General features: G+C 33.0%; 22 protein-coding genes. 6 read left to right on the top strand and 16 right to left on the bottom strand.

The window, feature by feature from the left end; translation table 11 throughout:
* Positions 1-20: 20 nt before the first annotated feature.
* Positions 21-899 carry a hypothetical protein gene (locus GSY47_RS06745; RefSeq protein WP_091492999.1) on the bottom strand — a complete coding sequence of 293 codons (879 nt, stop codon included), beginning with the start codon at positions 897-899 and terminating at the stop codon, positions 21-23.
* 99 nt (positions 900-998) lie between these two features.
* Between GSY47_RS06745 and GSY47_RS06740 the strand changes: the two genes are divergently transcribed.
* Entirely contained in the window at positions 999-2,036 is a 1,038-nt protein-coding gene (locus GSY47_RS06740) for a formimidoylglutamase (RefSeq protein ID WP_219071198.1), read from the top strand.
* A 134-nt stretch (positions 2,037-2,170) separates the two neighbouring features.
* Positions 2,171-3,418, top strand: coding sequence for a DEAD/DEAH box helicase (locus GSY47_RS06735; RefSeq protein ID WP_179004977.1), 1,248 nt, complete (start codon positions 2,171-2,173; stop codon positions 3,416-3,418).
* Here the strand turns inward: GSY47_RS06735 and GSY47_RS06730 are convergent.
* From GSY47_RS06730 to aroC, 3 genes are all read right to left on the bottom strand, one after another.
* On the bottom strand, positions 3,415-5,598 hold the full coding sequence (locus GSY47_RS06730) for a response regulator (RefSeq protein WP_219071197.1): 2,184 nt from the start codon (positions 5,596-5,598) through the stop codon (positions 3,415-3,417). The genes GSY47_RS06735 and GSY47_RS06730 overlap by 4 nt on opposite strands.
* 127 nt (positions 5,599-5,725) lie before the next feature.
* Positions 5,726-6,988, bottom strand: a complete 1,263-nt coding sequence (locus GSY47_RS06725) for a dicarboxylate/amino acid:cation symporter (RefSeq protein WP_179004974.1) — start codon at positions 6,986-6,988, stop codon at positions 5,726-5,728.
* Between the two features lie 52 nt (positions 6,989-7,040).
* Positions 7,041-8,099 carry a chorismate synthase gene (aroC, locus tag GSY47_RS06720; protein WP_179004972.1) on the bottom strand — a complete coding sequence of 353 codons (1,059 nt, stop codon included), beginning with the start codon at positions 8,097-8,099 and terminating at the stop codon, positions 7,041-7,043.
* Between the two features lie 188 nt (positions 8,100-8,287).
* Here aroC and GSY47_RS06715 point away from each other — a divergent pair, with 188 nt between their 5' ends.
* On the top strand, positions 8,288-9,109 hold the full coding sequence (locus GSY47_RS06715) for a UDP-2,3-diacylglucosamine diphosphatase (protein WP_179004969.1): 822 nt from the start codon (positions 8,288-8,290) through the stop codon (positions 9,107-9,109).
* A gap of 143 nt (positions 9,110-9,252) precedes the next feature.
* Positions 9,253-9,750 (top strand): hypothetical protein, encoded by a 498-nt coding sequence (locus tag GSY47_RS06710; protein ID WP_091492988.1) that lies wholly within the window; start codon positions 9,253-9,255, stop codon positions 9,748-9,750.
* 185 nt (positions 9,751-9,935) lie between these two features.
* Here GSY47_RS06710 and GSY47_RS06705 read toward each other — a convergent pair whose 3' ends face one another.
* From GSY47_RS06705 to GSY47_RS06670, 8 genes are all read right to left on the bottom strand, one after another.
* On the bottom strand, positions 9,936-10,358 hold the full coding sequence (locus tag GSY47_RS06705) for a protease complex subunit PrcB family protein (protein ID WP_179004967.1): 423 nt from the start codon (positions 10,356-10,358) through the stop codon (positions 9,936-9,938).
* A 17-nt stretch (positions 10,359-10,375) separates the two neighbouring features.
* On the bottom strand, positions 10,376-11,521 hold the full coding sequence (bshA, locus tag GSY47_RS06700; RefSeq protein WP_179004965.1) for an N-acetyl-alpha-D-glucosaminyl L-malate synthase BshA: 1,146 nt from the start codon (positions 11,519-11,521) through the stop codon (positions 10,376-10,378).
* A gap of 241 nt (positions 11,522-11,762) precedes the next feature.
* Entirely contained in the window at positions 11,763-12,410 is a 648-nt protein-coding gene (locus GSY47_RS06695; RefSeq protein ID WP_179004963.1) for a hypothetical protein, read from the bottom strand.
* 126 nt (positions 12,411-12,536) lie between these two features.
* Positions 12,537-13,019, bottom strand: a complete 483-nt coding sequence (locus GSY47_RS06690) for an ABC transporter ATPase (protein ID WP_179004961.1) — start codon at positions 13,017-13,019, stop codon at positions 12,537-12,539.
* A 92-nt stretch (positions 13,020-13,111) separates the two neighbouring features.
* Positions 13,112-13,903 carry a (Fe-S)-binding protein gene (locus tag GSY47_RS06685; RefSeq protein WP_071638767.1) on the bottom strand — a complete coding sequence of 264 codons (792 nt, stop codon included), beginning with the start codon at positions 13,901-13,903 and terminating at the stop codon, positions 13,112-13,114.
* A gap of 81 nt (positions 13,904-13,984) precedes the next feature.
* Positions 13,985-15,322: a (Fe-S)-binding protein gene (locus GSY47_RS06680; RefSeq protein WP_179004959.1), complete on the bottom strand. Its 1,338-nt coding sequence runs from the start codon at positions 15,320-15,322 to the stop codon at positions 13,985-13,987.
* 6 nt (positions 15,323-15,328) lie between these two features.
* Positions 15,329-16,294, bottom strand: a complete 966-nt coding sequence (locus GSY47_RS06675) for an MlaD family protein (RefSeq protein WP_179004957.1) — start codon at positions 16,292-16,294, stop codon at positions 15,329-15,331.
* A gap of 50 nt (positions 16,295-16,344) precedes the next feature.
* On the bottom strand, positions 16,345-17,469 hold the full coding sequence (locus GSY47_RS06670) for an N-acetylmuramoyl-L-alanine amidase family protein (RefSeq protein ID WP_219071196.1): 1,125 nt from the start codon (positions 17,467-17,469) through the stop codon (positions 16,345-16,347).
* Positions 17,470-17,551: 82 nt separating this feature from the next.
* Between GSY47_RS06670 and GSY47_RS06665 the strand changes: the two genes are divergently transcribed.
* The gene (locus GSY47_RS06665; protein ID WP_219071195.1) at positions 17,552-20,248 is read left to right on the top strand and encodes a putative LPS assembly protein LptD; all 2,697 of its coding nucleotides are present in this window, start codon (positions 17,552-17,554) and stop codon (positions 20,246-20,248) included.
* Positions 20,249-20,279: 31 nt separating this feature from the next.
* The gene (locus GSY47_RS06660) at positions 20,280-20,660 is read left to right on the top strand and encodes a RidA family protein (RefSeq protein WP_179004951.1); all 381 of its coding nucleotides are present in this window, start codon (positions 20,280-20,282) and stop codon (positions 20,658-20,660) included.
* On the opposite strand, the gene GSY47_RS06655 is transcribed toward GSY47_RS06660, so the two are convergent.
* From GSY47_RS06655 to pfkA, 4 genes are all read right to left on the bottom strand, one after another.
* Entirely contained in the window at positions 20,641-21,015 is a 375-nt protein-coding gene (locus tag GSY47_RS06655) for a methylglyoxal synthase (RefSeq protein ID WP_091493358.1), read from the bottom strand. The genes GSY47_RS06660 and GSY47_RS06655 overlap by 20 nt on opposite strands.
* A gap of 10 nt (positions 21,016-21,025) precedes the next feature.
* On the bottom strand, positions 21,026-21,877 hold the full coding sequence (locus GSY47_RS06650; protein WP_179004949.1) for an N-acetylglucosamine kinase: 852 nt from the start codon (positions 21,875-21,877) through the stop codon (positions 21,026-21,028).
* Between the two features lie 130 nt (positions 21,878-22,007).
* The gene (gene gap, locus GSY47_RS06645; RefSeq protein ID WP_179004947.1) at positions 22,008-23,012 is read right to left on the bottom strand and encodes a type I glyceraldehyde-3-phosphate dehydrogenase; all 1,005 of its coding nucleotides are present in this window, start codon (positions 23,010-23,012) and stop codon (positions 22,008-22,010) included.
* A 93-nt stretch (positions 23,013-23,105) separates the two neighbouring features.
* A complete protein-coding gene (gene pfkA, locus GSY47_RS06640) occupies positions 23,106-24,092 on the bottom strand; it encodes a 6-phosphofructokinase (protein ID WP_091492971.1) in 987 nt (328 codons plus the stop codon).
* Positions 24,093-24,207 lie beyond the last annotated feature (115 nt).

The raw sequence follows: 24,207 nt of genomic DNA, 5'->3' as shown, positions 1-24,207 counted from the left end.
TATTTAATCCCTTTGGTAGCTTATCTTAAGCTGAAACTAGTTTTAGAAACTAATTCATCATTATCAAATACATTGATAAAATAAGTTCCTTTTGCGAAATCTTTACCTGGTAAATCTTGTACAACATTTACAGATTTGTTTTCGTATTGCACAGTAGTTTTAAAACTGTAAGTTAATGTGTTATCACCAAAATTTTCTGTTTTCTTATCTCCTAAAACATTATTTTTAGAATCGATAACTTGTACGTAATACGTTTTGTCACCAGATTTTGCAATTTGGTTCTCAGCAATTGTAAAACTTACTTTTAAAACATCAGCGCGGCTAGCTTTATCAGTTTCAATTTGTTTTCCTGAGCTTCTTAATTTGTAAGCTGCAGTTTTTGTGTTCAAAATAGATAATTTAGAACCTCTTTCTACTGTTTTAGCTAACTCTTCGTTTTGCCCAACTAATACTTCATTGTATTTTTTAGATTCTCCTAAAACCACAATTGTACTATCTCTTTGAGTAGTTAAAACACCATTTTGTTTTTTCAACTCATCATTTTCAGCAACCAAAGTTTTCATTTTGCTCTGCATTGCCTGAACTTGAGATCTGTATTTAGAAACATCTCCTTTAGACTTATTTAAATCATCCATTAAAGCAACTACTTTATCTCTTTCTTGGATCAATTCGTCAGACATAGAAGTATTTTCTGCAATTGCAGCATCATAAGTAGCTTTTAACTCCTGTAAATCTTTCATTACAGATTCTTTCTCTGTCAAAGTTGTGGTAAGTTCTGTTTTAACTACCTCTGTATCAGAAGATAATTTAAAAATATACACTAAGCTACCAATCAGTAGGACTGCTAAAACTGCGATTATCGCTTTTAGACTTGAATTGTTGTTCTTTGGGTTTTCCATATTTAAAAAAATTTTCTTTAATAACAAATTTAAGAATTAATATAAGGTAATAACGTAAGTTTCTACAATTATATTATTTTTGGAAAATAAATTTTTTTAATGGAGAAATTAATCCCTTTCACTATAAATGATTTAGCAAAAATCACAAATCATCGAAGCGGTGAATTAAAGTTTGGAGAAAAAATGATTGTCATCCCTCCAGGAGCTGACAAAGTTAATTTTCTAAAAGAAAGTGAAGCTAAATACGTGCTTCTTGGAATTCCTGAAGACATTGGAGTGCGTGCCAATTATGGAAGACCTGGAGCCGCTTCAGCGTGGCAGTCTGCTATAAAAAGTATTGCCAACATTCAGCACAATAGATTCTGCAAAGGAAGCAACATCATTATATTAGGACAAATTAATGTAGCTGATGAAATGCGTGAAGTAGAAAACCTTGATTTTAACGACATTGATGATCGCTCTAAATTAAGCCAATTGGTTGAAAAAATAGACAAAGAAGTATCTCATATCATTTTTACTATAATTAAAGCGGGAAAAACGCCTATTATCATTGGCGGAGGCCATAACAATGCATACGGAAACATTAAAGGTGCCGCTTTAGCTAAAGGAAAACCTGTAAATGCTATTAATTTTGATGCACATTCCGATTTTAGAATTTTAGAAGGAAGACATAGTGGTAACGGATTCTCTTATGCTTACGAAGAAGGTTTCCTAAAAAAATACTTCATTTTCGGCCTACATGAAAATTACACTTCAAAAAGCGTTTTAGATATAATTAAAAAATTAGAAGACAGAGTTCGCTACAATACTTACGACAGCGTAAATATCAGAAAAGAAAAAGATTTTAACAGAGAGATGATTACTGCTTTGGATTTCATCAAGAATGATGCTTTTGGAATTGAAATTGATTTAGATGCGATTCCTAATATTGCCAGCAGTGCTATGACAATCAGCGGATTTTCTGTTGAAGAATTGAGGCAGTTTGTTTCTTTTTTTGCCGAGCACAAAAACGCAGCTTATCTTCATATCTGCGAGGGCGCTCCAGATTTAGACAATGCTCCAAATAATAATTTAATTGGTAAATTGATAGGATATTTGGTTACGGATTTCATTAAAGCAAACATCGAAAAAGAATAAGCAAACCGTCACATTAAATTCAAAAACAAAGCGTTTTCCTAAATAAAAGCCAATTCAAACAAACGATTAACCGAATAAAACTATCTTTGCACGTCATTTTGGTACTTAAAACTAAAATGTTTAATCCTTAAGATATGTTATTCGAAGATTTATCACTTTCAAAAAGTATACAAAGAGCCGTATTTGAAGAAGGCTATTTAAATCCGACTCCTATTCAGGAAAAATCAATTCCTATTGTTTTAGAAGGTCGTGATTTAATTGGCTGTGCACAAACTGGAACAGGAAAAACGGCAGCATTTGCCATCCCAATTATACATCAATTACACCGAATTGTAGGTTCATCAAAAAAAGCAAAACAAATTCGCGCATTGGTGGTGACGCCTACTCGTGAATTAGCTGTTCAAATCGGACAAAGCTTTGACACTTATGCCAAATATACCAATTTGACGCAGTTGACTATTTTTGGAGGTGTTTCTCAAAATCCTCAGGTTGATGCTTTAAAAAGTGGAGTTGATATTTTGGTTGCTACTCCAGGTCGTTTATTAGACCTTCATAAACAAGGTTTTCTGGATTTTAATCATCTGCATACTTTGGTTCTAGATGAAGCCGATCAGATGCTGGATATGGGTTTTATTAACGATGTCAAAAAAATCGTAAAACTTACGCCAAAAAACAGACAAACATTGCTTTTCTCTGCTACAATGCCAATTGCAATTCGCGAACTAGCCGAAATGTTTTTGCAAGATCCAGAAAAAGTAGAGGTTTCACCCGTTTCATCAACAGCAGAAAAAGTAGAACAGCGTATCTATTTTGTAGATAAAACGGAAAAAAGAAATTTATTATACAGCTTGATTAAAGAAGAAAATTTATCAAACGTACTGGTTTTTTCGAGAACAAAACATGGTGCTGACAATGTTGTAAAAGCACTTCGTAAAAAAGATATTCCTGCAGAAGCCATTCACGGAGATAAATCTCAAAATGCAAGACAAAGAGTTTTAGACGCTTTTAAAAATAAAGAAGTCGGTGTTTTGGTTGCTACGGATATTGCTGCGCGAGGAATTGACATTGAACAATTACCCTACGTAATCAATTTTGATTTGCCAAATATTCCAGAAACTTATGTGCATCGTATTGGTCGTACAGGTCGCGCCGGAAATGGCGGAATTGCAATTTCTTTCTGCGGTAAAGATGAATTACCCTATTGGAAAGACATTCAAAAATTAATTAAAGTGGATGTAAAAACCATTTCAGACCATCCTTACCAATGGCATTCCGGAAGTCCTGAAGCTGGAGAGAAACCGAAAAGTTCGAACAGAAGCGGTGGTGCTCATAAATCAAGAAAATCAAATTCATCAAAGAAAAATAAAAAGCGCTGGTACTAAACAGCGCTTTTTTCTTTTATAAGATAATTGATTATTTTAAACAATTTAACGGGCTCAAAAGGCTTAATTATAATATCATTCATACCCGAAGACAATGCTTCATCTGTTATTTCATCCTTATCAAAAGCAGTCAATGCAACAATTGGCGTTTCTACTCCCGCAAGACGTATCCTTTTTGTCGTTTCAAAACCATTCATTAACGGCATATTAATGTCCATCAAAATCAAGTCAAAAACTTCATCTTCTAAGATTTTAAGCGCAGCATAACCATCATCAACCACTTTACAGATATAATTATTTTTCTCAATAATTTTTTTCGTCACAAGCTGATTAATTAAATTATCTTCTACAACTAGAATTTTATATACTTCATATGAAGTTAAATCAACCTCAATTTCATCAATAATACTTTTCGTCTTAGCAAGATCGTGTTCAAAAGCTATTTCGAAAGAAAATGAAGTTCCTTTTCCTAGATCACTATCTAGTGTAATGGTACTGCCAAATAATCCTAATAATCTCTTTACAATACTAAGTCCGAGTCCAGTTCCTTGATAATCCTCTTCCTTTCTACCCACTTGAACAAATTTGTCAAAGATTTTACTTTGATCTACAATCGCAATTCCAATACCATTATCTCGAATCAGGAAATCTAAATAATTCATTTTTCCTTCTACTTTAGTGCGCTTAACGATTATTTCAACTTGTCCGTCTTTCGTGAATTTCAGTGCGTTACTTACCAAGTTCATCAAAATTTGAGATAATCTTAGTTTGTCTCCAATTAAATATTCTGGAATATCAGGATCAATATCTATAGAAATTCTATTATTATTTTTCTGAGAAAGAAAAGAAAGTGAATTTTTTATCACTGTAATTTCGTCAGAAATATTGAATGTCAGATTCTCAAGAACAATTTTATTTTCCTCAATTTTATTAATCTGAAGAATGTCATTTACCAGTGAAAGAAGATATCTGGCAGAAAACTTAAGAGAACTTAGATGCTGGCTTCTGGAAAGCTCTTTATGCTCTTCAAGCAGCATATTGGTAATCCCTACAACTCCATAAAGAGGAGTACGTAATTCGTGGCTTATAGTAGAAATAAATTGGGTTTTTAGTAAAGAGGCTTCCTCCGCAATTTCTTTCGCTTTTAAAAGTTCTTGATTATGTCTTTTTTTGAACCTGATATTTTTAACTAAGGTGATAATTAAAAAAAGAAGTATTAAAGAAATAAGAACAAAAAGTATTACAATGATTTTCGATTTTTTAAGGCTTTGAGATTGTTCAACTTTCTCATTTTCGATTTTATTAATCTGTCTTTTGTATTCATCTAACTCAACTCCAATTCCCGCAATTGAAGCTTTTTTCAGCTTCTTGACACTGTAAATATCGTCAGAAACAGTATTATAATTAACTAGAGCCTGATACGCTTCTTTATGTTTATTAATTTTATTCAAAAACTTTGAATATTCTAAATAAGCACTTGCTAAATCTGTTTTTTCCTGTGCCTTTTTTCCTAATTCAATTGCATTTAGAAAACATGTATTTGCCGAGGTATTTTCATTTTTATGGCTTAAATAAATTCCATTAAGCATCTCAACAATAACTTCTGTCGATCCATCACTATATTTATTCTTAGCACTGTTTATATATTTTAGAAATAAATTACCCTGCTCATAATTTTCAACATCAAAATAAGCCCATGCAATATTTACATTCGTAAAATACACTTCCTTTAAATCATTAATCTTTAAAGCATAAGCAACTGATTTTTTATAGTAACGAATTCCTTCATCAAATTGTTTCTTTTCAAAGCAATACATATTGCCTAAGTTATTGTAGATATTACTCTTTAAAGAATCGTTAGTGGTTTTGTCTGCATAATAAAGACTCTTTTTGTAGAAAAAAATGGCTTTGTCATAATCTGTTAATTCATTGTAATTAGCAGCTATAATATTGTAAGAACGAGACATCAAGCAATAATCTTTTACTAAAGTAGCTGCATTAAGTGCAGTTCGAGAAATTTTGAGCGACTGATCAAAATTAGATTCTCTAAAATTTAAAAGTGCTTTTTTTACAAGTTTATCAAGTTTAGGATCTTGATTACAATTAGATTGAGATAATACCGAATTGGCACAGCAATTCAGTGCAAAAAGTAGAAGTAAAAAAATCCGTATTGGGGGCATTAATCGGCTAATTTTCTCAAATATACACTTTAAAATAAAAAAAAGCTGTATTTCATAAAAAAATACAGCTTTTCAATTGTTTTTAAGCACACTAAGTTAAAAAATATCTTATTCTTAGTGTTAAAATTTATTCTTTATTTTCTTCCCATTGCCCTACTACAGAGGTCGCTAACGCATTTCCAAGTACATTGGTTGCACTTCTAAACATGTCACAAAAATGGTCAATTGGCAAAATCAAAGCAATTCCTTCAATCGGAATATCAAACATACCGCAAGTTGCCGCTACAACAACCAAACTAGCTCTTGGAACCCCAGCAATCCCTTTACTGGTAAGCATTAAAACCAAAAGCATTGCCATCTGCGTTCCTAAATCTAAATGCACATTATAAAACTGGGCAATAAAAATACTAGCAAATGTCATATACATCATGCTTCCGTCAAGGTTAAAAGAATAACCAAGAGGCAGCATAAAAGAAACGATTTTATCTTTTACTCCAAAACCTTCTAATTCCTCCGTTAATTTAGGAAATACAGCTTCACTACTTGTTGTTCCAAAAGCAATCGCTAAAGGTCCAGTTATGCGCCTTAACAATTCTGTCATTCTTCCTTTTAAGAAAATATAACCAACTGCAATTAGTATAATCCATAAAGTACTGATACCGATTAAAAAAGATCCGAAAAATTTAAAATAAGTTATGATCAATTCTTCTGCATCTCTGATAGCGAATACGGCTGCAATCGCACCGAAAACGCCTATTGGAGCAAAATTCATCACATAGTTTACCATTTTTAAAACAATATGAGATAATTTATCAAAAGCACCAATAATGGGCTTTACAGTAGATCCCAAAGATGCTGCTGCTAAACCAAAGAAAATAGAGAAAACTACAATTTGTAATATTTCATTAGTCGCCATTGCTTCTACAATACTTTTGGGCACAATGTGTTCAACGAAATTGTCAAAAGAAAGGTTTTGCGTTTTTCCTGTAACTTCAGAAGCTGCAGCCATATCTACATGTTCCAATTTCAAACCAACACCTGGCTGTAAAATATTCACATAAAACAATCCTATTAAAAGAGAAATAAACGAAGCTGTAAAAAACCATCCAATAGCTTTACCTCCAATTCTTCCAACCGTTTTAATATCTCCCAGTTTTGCTATTCCAACTACTAGAGTCGTAAAAACTAATGGGGAAATAATCATTTGCACCAAACGAATGAAGATAGTCGCCAGCATTTTTATTTTACTGCTAAATGCTTGCGCTGCTTCCTGCGAAATGGTATTGTGCAGTATAATTCCTAAAATAGCTCCAAGAACCATCGCAATTATAATCTGCCCTGTTAATCCCGAAAGAAATGATGTTTTTTTAGTTTCTGTAATTTCTTGCATTAATTTATTTTTTGATTATTAAAATATAAGACCCTCACTGTCTTACCTTTTATTAATATGTTTTGTTGATTAAATAAAAATCAGCCAAAACAATTGCAGCCATTGCTTCTACAATAGGCACTGCGCGAGGAACTACACATGGATCATGACGTCCTTTTCCAGTCATTGGTGTAATGTTTCCTTTATTATCTAATGAGTCTTGAGTCTGCATAATAGTAGCAACAGGTTTAAAAGCTACTCTGAAATAAATATCCATTCCGTTGCTGATACCGCCTTGAATACCACCAGAAAGATTTGTTTTTGTCGATCCGTCAGGATTATACAAATCATTGTGTTCGCTTCCCTTCATTTCAGAACCAGAAAAACCGCTTCCGTATTCAAAACCTTTTACTGCATTGATAGAGAGCATTGCTTTTCCTAATTCAGCATGAAGTTTATCAAAAACCGGTTCGCCTAAACCAACTGGCACATTTTGAATCACACATGTTACAACTCCTCCAACAGTATCTCCTTGTTTGCGGATATCACGAATATATTCTTCCATAATCGCAGCCGATTTTTCATCTGGACAACGAACAGGATTACTTTCTATTTTAGAGAAATCTAATTCTTGATAAGGCGTTTCTAAATGAATTGGCCCAACAGAAGAGACATAAGCATTGATTTTAATTTCTGGTAACATTTGTTTGGCAATTGCACCAGCTACAACTCTGCTTGCAGTTTCTCGAGCAGAACTTCTTCCACCACCGCGATAATCACGGAAACCATATTTCTGATCGTAAACATAATCAGCGTGGCTTGGTCTGTAATTGTCTTTTATATGTGAATAATCATCTGACTTTTGATTCGTATTTGGAATAATAAAGCCAATTGGAGTTCCTGTAGTTTTTCCTTCAAAGATTCCAGATAAAAACTGAACTGCATCTGGTTCTTTTCTTTGTGTAACAATTGCCGACTGGCCAGGTTTTCTTCTTGCCATATCTACTTCAATCGCTTCAAAATCAAGTTGTATTCCTGGAGGGCATCCGTCAATAATGCCGCCTAAAGCTTCACCATGAGATTCTCCAAATGTTGTCACTTTATATAGGGTGCCGTAGCTGTTTCCTGCCATTGTATTTTGTTTTGAGCAAATGTAAGTTTTATGAATTAAATTAAAAAATTTAAAACTGGTATTATTAACTAAACATTAAACCAATTAAAAATCACAATTTGGTAAAATTATCTGCATTTTCATAACCTTTTGATAAAATAAAAAAGTTCAAAATTTTATTAATTTGTAAAACTTCAAATCAAGAAAAATTGAAAAAAAGAAATGTCGAATTGGTCATTCTTTCTGATGTTCACTTAGGAACTTACGGAAGTCATGCAAAAGAACTAAACAACTATCTTTCAAGCATTAAACCCAAAACTTTAGTCTTAAACGGTGATATAATTGATGCTTGGCAGTTTAGAAAATCTTACTTTCCAAAAGCCCACTTAAGAGTTATTCAACGTATTATCGGAATGGCTTCTAAGGGAACAAAGGTGTATTATATTACTGGAAATCACGACGAAATACTTCGTAAATTCAGTGATATGAATATGGGAAATTTTGCTTTGGTTGATAAATTAGTTTTAGAATTAGACGACAAAAAAGCTTGGATTTTTCACGGAGATGTATTTGATGCTTCTGTACAGCACTCTAAATGGATTGCAAAATTGGGCGGATTAGGATATGATTATTTAATTCTAATGAACCGATTTGTTAATTGGTGTTTGGCAAAATTAGGACGCGAACCTTACTCTTTTTCTAAAAAAATTAAAGCCAGTGTCAAAAAAGCCGTTAAATTTATTTCTGATTTCGAAACTACTGCAACAGATTTAGCTATCGAAAAAAAATACGATTATGTAATCTGCGGTCATATTCACGAACCAAAAATCATGACCAAAGAAAACAAACACGGATCTACTTTATATTTAAATTCAGGAGACTGGGTAGAAAACTTGACTGCGCTTGAATATCATAAAAAACGATGGAAACTTTTCTCTTATAAAGCAAGTAATTTTATTGAAGAAGAGAATCTTTTCGAAATGGAAGATATTCTGTCTTCACAATTAATATCATCAATAATATTGAAATAATTTTACTTTTAGAACCTTCAAAACAAGCAGATTGTAGTATTTATAAAACAAAAATGTAAATTATATAACAATTTTCAAAAATATTATACGTTCTCTGTATAACTGTAATAATACATTTGAAAAAAAATAATTTAACCATTTTTATGAAAAAGATAATATTATCTGCCATTATGCTTTTTGGTTTAGCATTTACGGCTCAATCACAAGAAATTTCAAAACACGCTTTAGGATTACGTTTAGGAGACAACAACGGATTTGGTGGTGAGGTATCTTACCAATTAGGATTAAATCAAAAAAACAGACTTGAATTTGATTTAGGCTGGAGAAACAGTAGGGATGTAGATGCTATTAAAGGTGTAGCACTTTACCAATGGGTCTGGAACATCGAAGGAGGTTTTAACTGGTACGCAGGTGTCGGTGGAGGTTTAGCTGCATGGGATTATAACTATCACTATAACGATAACAGATTTAAAGACAGCGGAACCTATGTATTTGCAGCAGGAGATGTTGGTATCGAATACAGATTTAAAGAAGTACCGCTTACATTATCTCTAGACGCAAGACCAGAAATTGGTTCTGGCTACTATGATGATGACAACTTTGGATTCGACGTTGGTTTAGGCGTTAAATTCAGATTCTAAATAAAAGTAAAAAAAATTGTAAAAAAGAAACCTGTCGTTTAAAAACGACAGGTTTTTTTATGTTTTTAAACTAAGTCCACAAAACAAAGTTCGAAGAGCTTAATATATAAAAAGAGCTTCGACCTCGCTCAGCCTGACATCTAACTCACAACCCCTTAACTAATCACTAAGGACTAAGGACTAAACTACTTAATAATAATTTCTTTCTTAGAATGTATTTTTACTACAGTGTATGGGTACGAAATAACCTGCATTGTCACAGCATCTTTTGCAGGATTGTTTTCTTTAACTGTTATGATAATATTCTTATCAGTTTCTTCCACTTTTTCGACATCAATAGAATAACCGCTTGTGTTTTTTTCGCCCATGTTCAAAATCACATAATTGTAATCATGAACATTTGGATTCTTCATTTTTTCTGCCAAAATTGGGTCATTTTCCAGCATTTTAATTTCGTTTGGCTCGGTCAGAATTTCAAAAAATTTAATATTCCCGCCACCGTCAGACTGTTTCGTTAAAACTTCATATAATGCATTTGAACTTTCAACTTTCTTCACGCCGCATGAAACTAAAACAAAAATTACAAAAATAGAAATTACCTTTTTCATTTATATCTCTTTACGATTTAATGTTTTTCATACTTGTAGTCATCTACAGCTTTTTGATACAAGGCTTCATACTTAGGCAGAATATTTTTAATATCAAACTTTCTAGCCACTTCCAAAGCATTGGCTTTAAACTGATTCAATACTTTGTCGTCTTTTAGTATTTTTAAAGCATTTTGAGCCATTTCTTCAACATTTCCAACATTGCTCAAATATCCAGAAAAACCGTCAAAGTTTACCTCTGGCAATCCTCCCGAATTACTTGAAATTACCGGCACACCGCAAGCCATAGCTTCTAATGCCGCTAAACCAAAACTTTCTGTTTCAGAAGGTAGTAAAAACAAATCGGTCATACATAAGATTTTATCAATCTCGTGGCTGTTTCCAAAGAAAATTACCTTATCTAAAATTCCCAATTCCTGACATAAAATTTCAGCTTTTTCTTTTTCTGGTCCATCCCCAACCATCATTAACTTAGCTGGAATTTCTTTTTGAACGTTATAAAAAATCTTAATAATATCTGGAATACGTTTTACCTTTCTAAAATTACTAATATGTGTTATAATACGTTCATCTTCATTTGCCATTACATAACGATGACAAGGTGCGTTTGGATCTTTCTTTACTTTATCCAATTCAATAAAGTTCGGAATGACTTTAATTTTGTTCTTAATTTTAAACAGCTTCAAAGTATCATCTTTCAAACTCTGCGAAACCGAAGTTACATAATCTGATTTATTAATACTGAAAGTTACTGCTGGTTTGTAAAAAGGATGATTCCCAACCAAAGTAATATCTGTACCGTGAAGTGTTGTAATCATTGGCAGATTAATGCCTTCATTTTTCAGCATTTGTTTTGCCATATATCCTGCGTAAGCATGCGGAATAGCATAATGCACGTGCAAAAGCTCAATTTTATATAACTTAACCATATCGACTAATTTACTCGATAATGCTAATTCATAAGGCTGATAATGAAACAATGGATATTCCGGAACATTTACTTCGTGATAATGAACATTCGGATTTAAAAGTGCCAATCTCACTGGCTGACTATATGTAATAAAATGTATTTCGTGTCCTCTTCTGGCTAATTCGAGACCTAACTCTGTGGCTACTACACCACTACCTCCAAAAGTAGGATAACAAACAATTGCTATTTTCATGGATTAAATTTAATTCTACGAAAATACTCAAAAATCACCTTTAAATAAGCTTTTAAATTGTTAGATTTTTGACAAAATTAGATTAATTCCAGTTAATATTTTTTTTTAGAAGCAGTACGATATCGATCAAAACAACCAGTCGTCCCGCTGTCCATTATATCTTTTGTGCCGAACCCCGGCACAAAAGGATACCACTCCCATCGGGGCTAAAAAACAGCATTTTGTTTTTCAGTTCCCCTTTCTAAAATTGAGCAATTACAAACAAAACAACTTGCAACAGCAACAACAACCAAAAGAACAGTAATGAAGGTTCTACAGTTTCAGAAATAAATTGATTTAATTTCACAGAAACTATCTGCGACAATTTTAAATCTTCTCTGCTAAAATCAATATCATCCAATTTAATTTTCTGAAACAGATAATTAATAATTTTCTTTTTAATTCTAGAACTTTCCTTATCATTTTTATTAGCTTCCAACAATTTCAATCTTAACATTGATTCATTAGAGATTGTGCCTACCAAACGATTTGAGTCTGTTATTTTATCCACTAAAAAAACTACTTTCGAATCAATATAATCAGAAAACTTTTTGTTTTTCCAAGTCAAATAAATCATCTGTTGAATTGCGACTTTATTTGCGATTACAAAATATAAAAAGGCAAAAACAGGCGCTCCAACAAATAAGATAAATCCACAAATATTATTTAAAAGTAAACCTACTATAAAAGCATAAGCATTTCCGTGTCCACCACCGGCAAAGCTTGCATTTTGAAAAAGAATTATAAAAAACAAGATCAACGTAAAGATATTCCCGCCAACCATTACAATTAGCCATTTCAAGCTTGATTTAGCTGAAATACTAGCCATCATTTTAATTTCTTCTTTCATACAATTCAAATTATACTATTGGTTTTAAAAAACAATAATACTGAATTAACAATCAAAATCCTATCATAAATAAAAAAGGCATGAAAATTAAATTTCATGCCTTTCCACACTATTTTATAAATTCTATTAGAAAAATCTACTATGCCAGCTATCAGCTGCGGGAACTTCCCAAGCATCATTAAACTCTTCTATATTATTAACTAGATTATTAAATACAATTGTATTTCCAGTTACCGCTTTATCTTTAACCATTTTTTTGAAATCAATTAATGGTTTGTGCGCTATATGTTCTCCAAGTTTAAATGTAACGTTCATTTTATCCAATAAATCGACGTCGTATTTTTTCTCTAAACTTTGGATAAATTCAACCGAACTGTCAATAGAACAACCAGTCGCTGCTTGCACGTCCTGATTTACAGCCAATATTATAAATCGATTGTATTTCAACAAATAAGAAGCTTCAAGGCTTGTACCATGCGCTGCCCATTGTTCCACGAAAGTCTTTAAATCGGTTTCAATTTCAGAAAACTCTTCCTCAGAAAATTTTCTGTTTGATTGGTAAATCCAGACTCTAGATTCACCTGGTAAATTTTCAAAAGGTATATACATTTTAATTTTAGATTTTAGATTGTTGATTTTAGATTTCTTGAATTGTTAATAAAAAAACTTAGCGCCTTAGCATCTTAGCAACTCAGAATCTTTTACAAATCTTGCGCGTTTGCTATTAATTCAGCAACATCCATTACTTTTACTTCCCCCTCTTTATGTGCGTGTTTAATACCATCTGTTAACATCGTATTACAGAATGGGCAACCTGCTGCAATAATATCTGGTTTTACCTCAAGAGCATCTTCCGTACGCAATACATTTACTTCTTTATTTCCTGGTTCTGCATCTTTAAACATTTGTGCACCACCAGCACCACAACATAAACCATTTGCTTTAGAACGTTTCATTTCTACCAACTCAACATCCAATTTTTGAATCAAATCTCTTGGTGCTTCGTAAACTTTGTTCGCTCTTCCTAAATAACAAGGGTCATGAAAAGTAATTTTCTTTCCTTTAAACTGACCGCCTTCTACGGTTAATCTTCCATCATCAATTAATGATTTCAAAAACTCTGTATGATGAATAACCTCGTAATTCCCTCCTAATTCAGGATATTCATTTTTTAATGTATTAAAACAGTGCGGACAAGCAGTAACGATTTTTTTTGCTTCATAAGCATTCAGAACTTCAATATTCATCATCGCCTGCATCTGAAACAAAAACTCGTTACCAGCTCTTTTGGCAGGATCACCAGTACAACTTTCTTCTGTACCCAGAACCGCAAAAGATACATTAGTACGATTTAAAATTCGTACGAATGCTTTGGTAATTTTTTTTGCTCTATCATCAAAACTTCCTGCGCAACCTACCCAAAACAAAACTTCTGGCTGTTTTCCTTCGGCAAGCATTTCTGCCATTGTTGGCACTACTAAACTTTCTGACATTTCTCTCTCTTTTGTTTAAAGTTTAAAGTTTCAAATTTTATTCTGAAATCTGAATTCTTATATATTATCGTGAACTAAAAATTAGTTCTCGTTTTTCCAATTTAATCGATCTTGCTGGCTGTATTGCCATGGTGCTCCATTATTTTCGATATTCGTCATCATGGCGTTCAACGGCATTGGCGCGGCACTTTGCTCCATTACCAAATAACGACGCATATCCATAATAATAGACAACGGACTGATATTTACTGGACATTCTTCTACACAAGCATTACAAGACGTACAAGCCCATAATTCTTCTGGAGTAATATAATCGTTTAAAAGTGATTTATTATCAGGAACAAAAACACCTTTGTTGGCATCAATGTTTTTTCCAACTTCAGTCAAACGATCTCTAGTATCCATCATAATCTTACGAGGAGACAATTTTTTCCCGGTTTGATTTGCTGGGCAAGAAGATGTACAACGACCACATTCTGTACAAGTATAAGCATTTAATAATTGTACCCAGTTTAAATCCTGAACATCGCTAGCTCCAAATTTAGCCGGAGCAGCATTTTCATCAGCTGGTGCTGCGGCAAATGGATCTGCATTTGGATCCATCATTAATTTCACCTCTTTTGTTACCGATTCTAAATTATCAAACTGTCCTTCTGGTTTTAAATTAGCAAAATAGGTATTTGGGAATGCTAAAAGAATATGAAGGTGTTTTGAAAAATATAAATAGTTCATAAAAACCAAAATACCTACTATATGCAGCCACCAAAATACTTCGAACAAAAGTCCAACTAACTCATTAGATGTACCATTAAAAATTGGCGCAATAAATTGACTTATTGGATAACTTCCTGCTTTATGAAAATGTGAATAACCGCCTGGTACATTCTGTAAATGCAAATCAGAAGCATTCATCAATAAAAACAGAATCATTAAAACGGTTTCGAAATACAGAATATAATTGGCATCGCTTTTTGGGAAACCATTTAAGTCTGAATTAATAAAACGTTTTAAACGAATTACATTTCTTCTAATCCAAAAAACGGTAACAGCAAAAATTACAAGTATTGCCAATATCTCAAACGAAGCAATTAAAACATCATAAACCACACCTAAATACGGCGCAAAAACTCTATGAGTTCCAAAAAGCCCGTCAATAATAATTTCAAGCAATTCAATATTAATAATTATGAAACCAACATATACGAATATATGCAGTATTCCAGCAACAGGGCGTCTCACCATTTTTGATTGCCCAAGAGCAATCAGTGCCATGTTTTTCCAACGAGCTTTAGGATTATCTTTTCGATCTACATCTACTCCCAGATTAATGTTTCGGATGATCTTTTTTACGCTCGCTGCAAAAAAACCGAAACCAACTATAAGAAGTATGGCAAATAAAATATTATCTAAATAACTCATTTATAATTATTTTTTATCAGTTGAGTTTGTATCTTCTGTTGGTGCTACGTAAGGTTTATTTTTCTTTCCGAAAAGAGAAACGTTTACGTAACGCGTTGGATAAAGACGTACATCTTGCAATAACAATTCAAGCTCTTTTGACGTTTTTGCTAAGTTGTTATATAAGGCTTCATCATTTAATAATTTTCCAGCCGTACCTTTTCCAGAATTTAAGTTAGCCATTAATGCATCAACTTTCGCTAACATCTGGTTTAAGTTACGTACTGTTTTTCCTAAATCAGCTTTGTTTAAAGAATCAGAAATTTTATTAAAGTTATTGGACACTTTATTAAAATTAGAAACCATTCCATTAATCTGCCCTTTATTAGTATCTAAAATATTGTTTAGACTTCCTGAAGCTTTGTGAAACTGTGTCATGGTCTGACTTAATTCTGCAATAGTTTTCTTTAGATTTTCCTGAGTATTTTTATCTAAGGTGTTATTCAATCCTGTAACCAGAACATCAATATTTACAAGCATTTTGTCCAGTTTTTGCTGAATTGGCTCAATTTTCCCTCCTAGAGATTCTGTTAATCCAAGTTCAACTGTAGAGGTTAATTTCTGACCGTCCTCTGCTAATTCTTTATCAGCAAAATTTGGAACAATTTTAATCTGTTTTCCAGCAATTAAGCTCGGAGAATAAATTGTAGCAGTACTTGTTTTTGAAATTGGGAAATCTGTCTTTAATTGGAGTTCAACTAATAATTTCCCTGTTACTTCATCAATTGTGATTTTATTTACTTTACCTATTGCCAGTCCGTTTAAAGTAACCGGTGCAGAAAGTGACAAATCTTCAACATTATCATATTCAGCATATAACATGGTGTAATTTGTAAAAAGATCTTTGCCTTTTAAAAAGCTGTAACCCCAGATAAATAATAAAATCGATGCGATGACTAATATAGCCGTTTTAATTTCTCTTGTTAGTTTCAAAATTCTAAGTGTTTGTACAAAATTAATATAAATATTCGAACTTGGGCTTATTATTTAATGGCGTCCTGAATACTGATTTTTTCTCCATCTTTAGTTGCTACTAAAAATGCTGCCCCATACCCTTTACTTTTAGCTTCTTGCAAAAACTTTTGCGCTGTTTCGTAACTAGAAGTTTCTTCGTAAAAATACTTATATATATTGTTTTCAAATAACATGGTAACATTTTTAAGTCCTTTGAAGTTTTTTGGCTCCAATGGTGTTTTTTTGATACTCGCTATAAGCTGTACTTTAAAAAACGTTCCTTTTGGTGCATTTTTTACCGCAGTAACTGGAGTGGTCGTTTTGGGTTTAGCCGGAGTTGAAGTATCCTTTATGGGCCGACTGTCATCTGACTCACCTCCTGAGCCAAAATATTCCCTTTTGTAACTCAAAATAGCTTCAGCAATGGCTTTCGCAATATCATCCTGACCTTCTTCTGAATTTAAAATATTTCCCTCAGTTGGATTTGAAATAAAACCTGTTTCTACTAAAACTCTAGGCATATAAGCTTTATGAAGCACCATAAAAGGCGCTTGTTTTACCCCCCCCTGACGAAGTTTTTTTCCTAACTTTTCAAAATTATCTTCAATTTTAGTTGCCAGCGAAATACTATTGTCCAAATATTCCTCCTGCATTAGAGTCATCCCAATCATGGATTCTGGAGAATTTGGATCGTACCCCTCATATTTACGTTTATAATCTTTCTCTAACGTAATTACCGAGTTTTCTTTCTTCGCTGCTTCCAAGTTTGATGCAACTTTACTTAAACCCATTACGTAAGTTTCAGTTCCGTCAGCAGCAGTATTTTTATTGGCATTACAGTGAATAGACACAAAAATATTTGAATTGGCTCTGTTTGCAATATTGGCTCTTTCTACCAAATCTATAAAAACATCCGTTTTTCTAGTGTAAATTACATTAACATTTGGATTAAGTTCTAAAATTTTCCCCACTTTCAAAACAATAGCTAAAGCAATATTTTTCTCAATCCTGCCGCTGTAAACAGCTCCAAAGTCGTGATCTCCATGTCCGGCATCAAGAGTTACCTTAAACACATTTGACTGACTCTGAGCACAAAAAGACAGAAATATTAGAAATAAAGTAAATATTACCTTAAATTTGTTAATTCTATTCATAAATCTAAAAGTTAATTTTAATAAAATGCAGCTGTTATAATTTTCAGAATTGATTATTTTTGCCAAAAAATTATATGTAAGTTTGACATGTCAAAAAACACGCCATAATTTTACAAAAATAGCATTTAAACCTTTGCATACAAACTTATTTAATATCGTTTTAATATCATTTTTCCTAACTATAGGTTGTGGTAATTTATATTCGCAAGAAATAAAAAACAAAAAAAAGCCTTTACCTGCTGTAAAACAATCAGATAAAGAAACGCCTGTACTTAATGACACCATAAAACTGGATACAGTTAAGACCAAAAAGACTTTTTTGGATGGAAAAGTTAGATATAAAGCAAAAGATTATGCGAAAATTGATCAAAAGAAAAAATTAATTACCTTATATAACGAGGCTGAATTATACTACAAAGACGTTGAATTAAAATCTGGTATAATTGTCTTAAATTATGAAAAGGATGAAGTTTATGCAGGAAGAATAAAAGATTCTGCTGGCGTTCTAACTCAATTTCCTAACTTCAAACAAGGCTCAAACGAAGTACAGCCTGATTCAATTCGTTTTAATTTCAAAACAAAAAAAGCATTAATTTATAATTCAAGAACCAAACAAGGAGAATTAAATATTAAAGCAGCAATCACTAAAAAAGAAAACGATTCTGTTTATTACTTGAAAGGGGCCCGCATTACAACCGCAACTGATATTGACAATCCCGAATACTATTTTCGAACGAGTAAGATAAAATTTGTACCTGGTAAAAAAATTGTAACCGGCTTAACACAAATGGTCATTGCTGATGTTCCTACTCCACTGGCACTTCCTTATGGCTATTTTCCTTTAAGCCAAGAAAAAAGTGTTTCCGGAATCATTGTACCAAGTTACAACGACTCGAATACAAGAGGGTTTTCATTGCAAAATGGAGGTTATTATTTCGCACTAAGTGATAATTACGATTTAACTGTATTAGGAGATTATTACACCAACGGAAGTTATGCGATGCGTTTTGAATCTGCGTATGCTACTAGATACAAATATCGTGGTAACGTAAATATCCGTTTTGAAAATCTAATCAACAGCGAACGCGGGTATCCTGATTATTCTAAACAAAACATTTACAACATACAGTGGTCTCATTCTAAAGACTCTAAATCAAATCCAAATTCAAGTTTTTCTGCATCGGTAAATATGGGTAGCAGTAAATACTTTAAACGCTCTATCAACCAAGCCAACATTGGATCAAATCTGAATAATACTTTAAGTTCATCTATCAACTACAATAAAACCTTTAATACAGTTCCGGGTGCTCGTATTGCATTATCTGCAACCCATAGCCAAAACACACAAACAGAAGACATCATCATGACACTTCCTTCCTTACAGGGTAGTATTGACCGTGTTTATCCTTTTGTTGGGAAAAATGGCGTAAAAAAAGGGTTAATTAAAAATATCAACTTACAATACAGCGTAAGTGGTAAAAACTATTTCAAGACTAAAGATTCCTTATTCTTTAAACCACAAATGTTTCAAGATGCACAATTAGGAATGCAGCATACTATTCCGCTTAGTACTAACTTTAAGATATTTAAATATTTTAGTGCAGGAGCTTCTACCACATATCAGGAAACATGGGTTAATAAAACCACACATAAAGCTTACGATTCTTCTACAGGACAAGCAGAACCTACCACCGTAAATGGTTTTGATTCTTTTAGAACCTACAACTTCAGCATGAATTTAGGTACTACAATATATGGAACGTTTGATTTTGGAGAAGATAAAAAAATTCAATCCATCAGACACGTCATGCGTCCAAGTATTACTTATGCTTACACACCAAGTTTTGAGCGTTATTACGACACTTATGCTGTAGATGCTACTGGAACTATTACTACTCAATATACACGATTTGAAAACGGTATTTTTGGAGCACCTGGAAAAGACAACTCCAACATTGTTGGTTTTGCTTTGAGTAATACTTTTGAAGCCAAAGTTAGAGACAGAGACAGCACAAAAACAGAACCTAAAAAAATAATGCTGCTAAACAACTTAAACTTTAGCACAAGCTACAATTTTAATGCTGATGGAAAAACAACTTTAGCATTACAACCTATTTTAGTTAGCGGCGGAACTCAGTTTTTTGACAATAAAATGAACATGAACTTTGGTGCTACTTTAGATCCTTACGCATTAGACAGTGGCAACAACAGAATCAATATGTTTAATATTGACAATGGAGGAAGTTTATTCAGATTAACTAGTGCCAACGTAACTGTAAATTATTCTTTTTCAAACAAAGGTACAGGCAAAGAAAAAAACACCCAGAGTCAGCGGAATGGAGGACGAAACGATGACTTATTTGGAACGAATACTGACTTAAATGACAGCAGGAATAGTCAGTTTGCAAATGAACCGGAAAAAGATGATGTAATTACAGAATTCTTTAATTCTAAAATTCCTTGGGATATGACTTTAGCTTACTCGCTGACATATTCTAATACAACGAGACAAAATCAAATCTCTGGGAATTCCCTGATGATTTCTATTAATACTGATATTACACCAAAATGGAAAGGCGGTGTTTCTACTGGTTATGACTTTGTACAAAAAGGAGTTACCTTTACTCAATTCCGTTTCGAAAGAGACCTATTAAGCTGGAGAATGGCATTTAACTGGCAACCAATGGGTACAAATTCAAACTGGAATTTCTTTATCGGAATTAAATCTGGTATGCTAAGCGATATTAAATGGAACAAACGAAGCGTTTCTAACCGATAAGCTACTTTTTCGAACCAAACATACTTTCATTATGAAAAAAATTATTTTTACAGAGAAAGCTCCAGCTCCAATTGGGCCTTACAATCAAGCTGTATTATCTGGAAACACACTTTATGCTTCTGGACAAATTGCAATCAATCCTGAGTCAGGAGAATTAGTTACAGACAACATCAATGATGAGACTGACCAAGTAATGAAAAACATTGCAGCGATTCTTGAAGCTGCCGACATGACTTTTGAAAATGTAGTTAAGGCTACTATTTTCATTATGGACATGAATAATTTCGGCGCTATAAATACCGTTTACGGATCTTATTTTAACGAAAAAACCGCTCCAGCTCGTGAAACGGTTCAAGTGGCTTGTTTGCCAAAAAATGTAAATGTTGAGATTTCTATAATTGCTGTGCAATAGCATCTAATAATAATTGTGCCGTTGCTTCGTTAGTAGCCAGCGGCACATTATGCACATCGCAAACACGAATCAGCATATTAATATCTGCCTCATGCGGATGGCTCGACAAAGGATCTTTAAAAAAGAAAACCATTTGTGTAATTCCCTCCGCTACTCTACCAGCAATCTGCGCATCACCTCCAAGAGGTCCTGAAAGCATTCTTTGAGTTTTAAAACCTGCTGCTTCCGCTTTTCCTCCCGTAGTTCCTGTACCAATCAGCCTTATTTTTTCATTGTGTAAAATCGCTTCATTTTTGATCAAGAAATCAATTAAATCAGCTTTTTTTCCATCATGAGCAATAATGGCAATTTCCATAAAACCAGAACTATTGATTAGCGACATGGTATGCAATTAATCCATCAATAGGTCTTCTTAAAACATTACCTAATTGAAGTTCATATTTATCAAAAGTTTCTTGTAATTCGTCTTTCAAATAGAAAGCAATAGAACCTACAAAATGTACTGGAACTTCTTTACAGTTGTCGAATTGTTTGATATAATTCTTAACAAAAGATTTCATTCCTTTAAAGATAATTTTTCTGCAGAACTCTGTGTCTTTATGCTTAATTAAAAACTTAGCATAAGTTGCCAAATAAGCATTTGGATTTGGTTCTTTATATAATTTGTTTTTAATAAAATCTGGATCAACGTCGTACTCTTTTTCAAGTTCAACAGCCAATTCTTTAGGCATTTTATTAAAATAGTACTTTCTAATTAATTCTTTACCAAAAACATTTCCGCTGCAGTCATCCATAACAATATATCCCAATGACTGAACTTTTTGGTGCAACACTTTTCCATCAAAGTAACTGCAGTTTGATCCTGTTCCTAAAATAGAAACAATCGCCTCTTGTCCTTTTGGAGTCGTTGCATAAACAGCAGCATAAGTATCTTCCTGAACGTCAACAATTGCGTTAGTAAAATACTCTTGAAAGACTTGTTTCAAATATTCTTTCATTCTGTCTGTTCCACATCCTGCTCCATAAAAGAACAAATGTGTTGCATTTTTTTTGTTTTGTAAAATATCAAAACGGTCGTTTAATCTTGAAATAATTTCCGGTCCGTCAAGAATTTCAGGATTTAACCCTAAAGTTTGTGTTGTGAATAATACTTTTCCATTATCATCAATTGCAATCCAATCGGCTTTAGTAGATCCACTATCAACTATTAATTTCATTTCGTTTAGTTTTTGGGATTAGGTTTTTCTATTTTTAATTTAAAAGTGTGATTTTTACATTAATTATAGAGGTAACAAAATAAGAAAATCCCGTTACTTACATAACGGGATTTTGCAAAAATATATATTATTATTTTAAACCTGCAATATGTACAGATAAATCAATTAATTTGCTTGAGTATCCGTACTCATTGTCATACCAAGATACTAATTTGAAGAAAGTTGAATTTAAACCAATTCCTGCACCAGCATCGATAATAGATGTTCTTTTGTCAGAGATGAAATCTTGAGAAACAACTGCATCTTCAGTATATCCTAAGATACCTTTTAATTCGTTTTCTGAAGCTTTTTTCAATACAGCCATAATTTCCTCGTAAGAAGTCTCTTTAGCTACTTTTACAGTTAAATCTACAGTAGAAACGTCAGCAGTAGGTACACGGAAAGCCATACCTGTTAATTTTCCATTTAATTCAGGAATAACTTTTCCAACCGCTTTAGCAGCACCTGTTGAAGAAGGAATGATGTTGATTGCAGCAGCACGTCCACCTCTCCAGTCTTTTCTAGAAGGACCGTCAGCAGTCATTTGAGTTGAAGTAGTTGCGTGAACTGTAGTCATTAAACCTTCAACAATTCCAAAGTTATCATTGATAACTTTAGCTAAAGGAGCTAAACAGTTTGTAGTACAAGATGCGTTAGAAACAACTAAGTCAGAAGCTTTTGCAGTTTCGTGGTTCACTCCCATTACAAACATTGGAGCATCAGCAGAAGGAGCAGAAATGATTACTTTTTTAGCTCCACCTTTTAAGTGCTCACTTGCAGTTTCGATAGTTGTGAAGATACCAGTACATTCAGCAACAACATCTACATCAACTTCGTTCCATTTTAAGTCAGCAGGATTTCTTTCTGCAGTGATACGGATGTTTCTTCCGTTTACGTACAATTTTCCTTCTTTAACTTCTACAGTTCCGTCGAAACGACCGTGAACTGAATCATATTTCAATAAATAAGCTAAGTGATCTACGTCTAACAAGTCATTGATTGCAACAACTTCTACATTATCTCTGTTGAAAGACTCTCTAAAAACGATTCTTCCGATACGTCCAAATCCGTTTATTCCTAATTTTACTTTTGACATTTTACTAAATTTTTGCTTTTTGTTTTTATTACACTATTTCAAAGTCTAATTTCCTCACAATAAACTTCTCTCTATTTTAAACTTTTATATGGGTTATGTCGACATAATGTCAGACACTCTTAATAACTCTCTATCAATTTCTGATTTTCCTTTAATAGCTTGTTCAAGTGGTGTTAAAATCACTTTATCTTCTTTAAGACCAACCATGTAGTTTGATTTTCCTTCCAATAATGATTCTACAGCTTTTACTCCTAAACGGCTTGCTAAAACACGGTCAAAACAAGATGGTGAACCACCACGCTGCATGTGACCTAATACAGAAACACGTACATCATACTCAGGTAAATTAGCCTCAACATAATCCTTTAATTCGAATACGTTTTTACCAATTTTATCTCCTTCAGCAATAACCACGATACTAGATGATTTTCCTGAAGCTTTACTTTTTTGCAGTGAATCTAAAAGACGATCTAAACCAAGATCCTCTTCAGGAATAAGAATTTCTTCAGCACCTGCACCAATTCCGGCGTTAAGTGCAATGTGACCTGCATCTCTACCCATAACCTCTACAAAGAATAAACGGTTATGTGAACTTGCAGTATCTCTAATTTTATCAATACAGTCAACAACAGTATTCAAAGCAGTATCGTAACCTAGAGTAAAACTTGTACCATAAATATCATTATCAATTGTGCCAGGAATTCCTATTACCGGGAAATTATATTCTGAATTGAAGATTAGTCCTCCAGTAAAACTTCCGTCTCCACCAATTACAACCAAAGCATCAATTCCAGCTTTCAAAAGGTTTTCGTGAGCTTTTTTTCTACCTTCCGGTGTTCTAAAATCAACAGAACGAGCCGATTTTAAGATTGTTCCTCCTTTATTTACAATATTATTAACGCTTCGAGGGCCCATTTCTTTAAAATCGCCTTCGATCATTCCTTGATACCCTCTATAAATCCCTACGCATTCTATATTATGATAAGCACATGTTCGAACAACTGATCGTATTGCAGCATTCATTCCTGGTGAGTCTCCTCCTGAGGTAAGAACACCTACTTTTTTTATTGTTTTTGACATTATTTAAGTATTAAAGTTGTAAAATTAGCAAACATTCACCAGTATTCTCGTTATGTTTATTATAAATTAATAAAATATGTTAAATTCAAACGTTTTCGTTAATAAGTTTTTTGAT

It is taken from the genome of Flavobacterium quisquiliarum, from assembly GCF_019308285.1.
Lineage (GTDB): Bacteria > Bacteroidota > Bacteroidia > Flavobacteriales > Flavobacteriaceae > Flavobacterium > Flavobacterium quisquiliarum.
The sequence above is the reverse complement of the archived record's forward strand: the minus strand, read 5'-3'. Positions and strand labels throughout refer to the sequence as shown.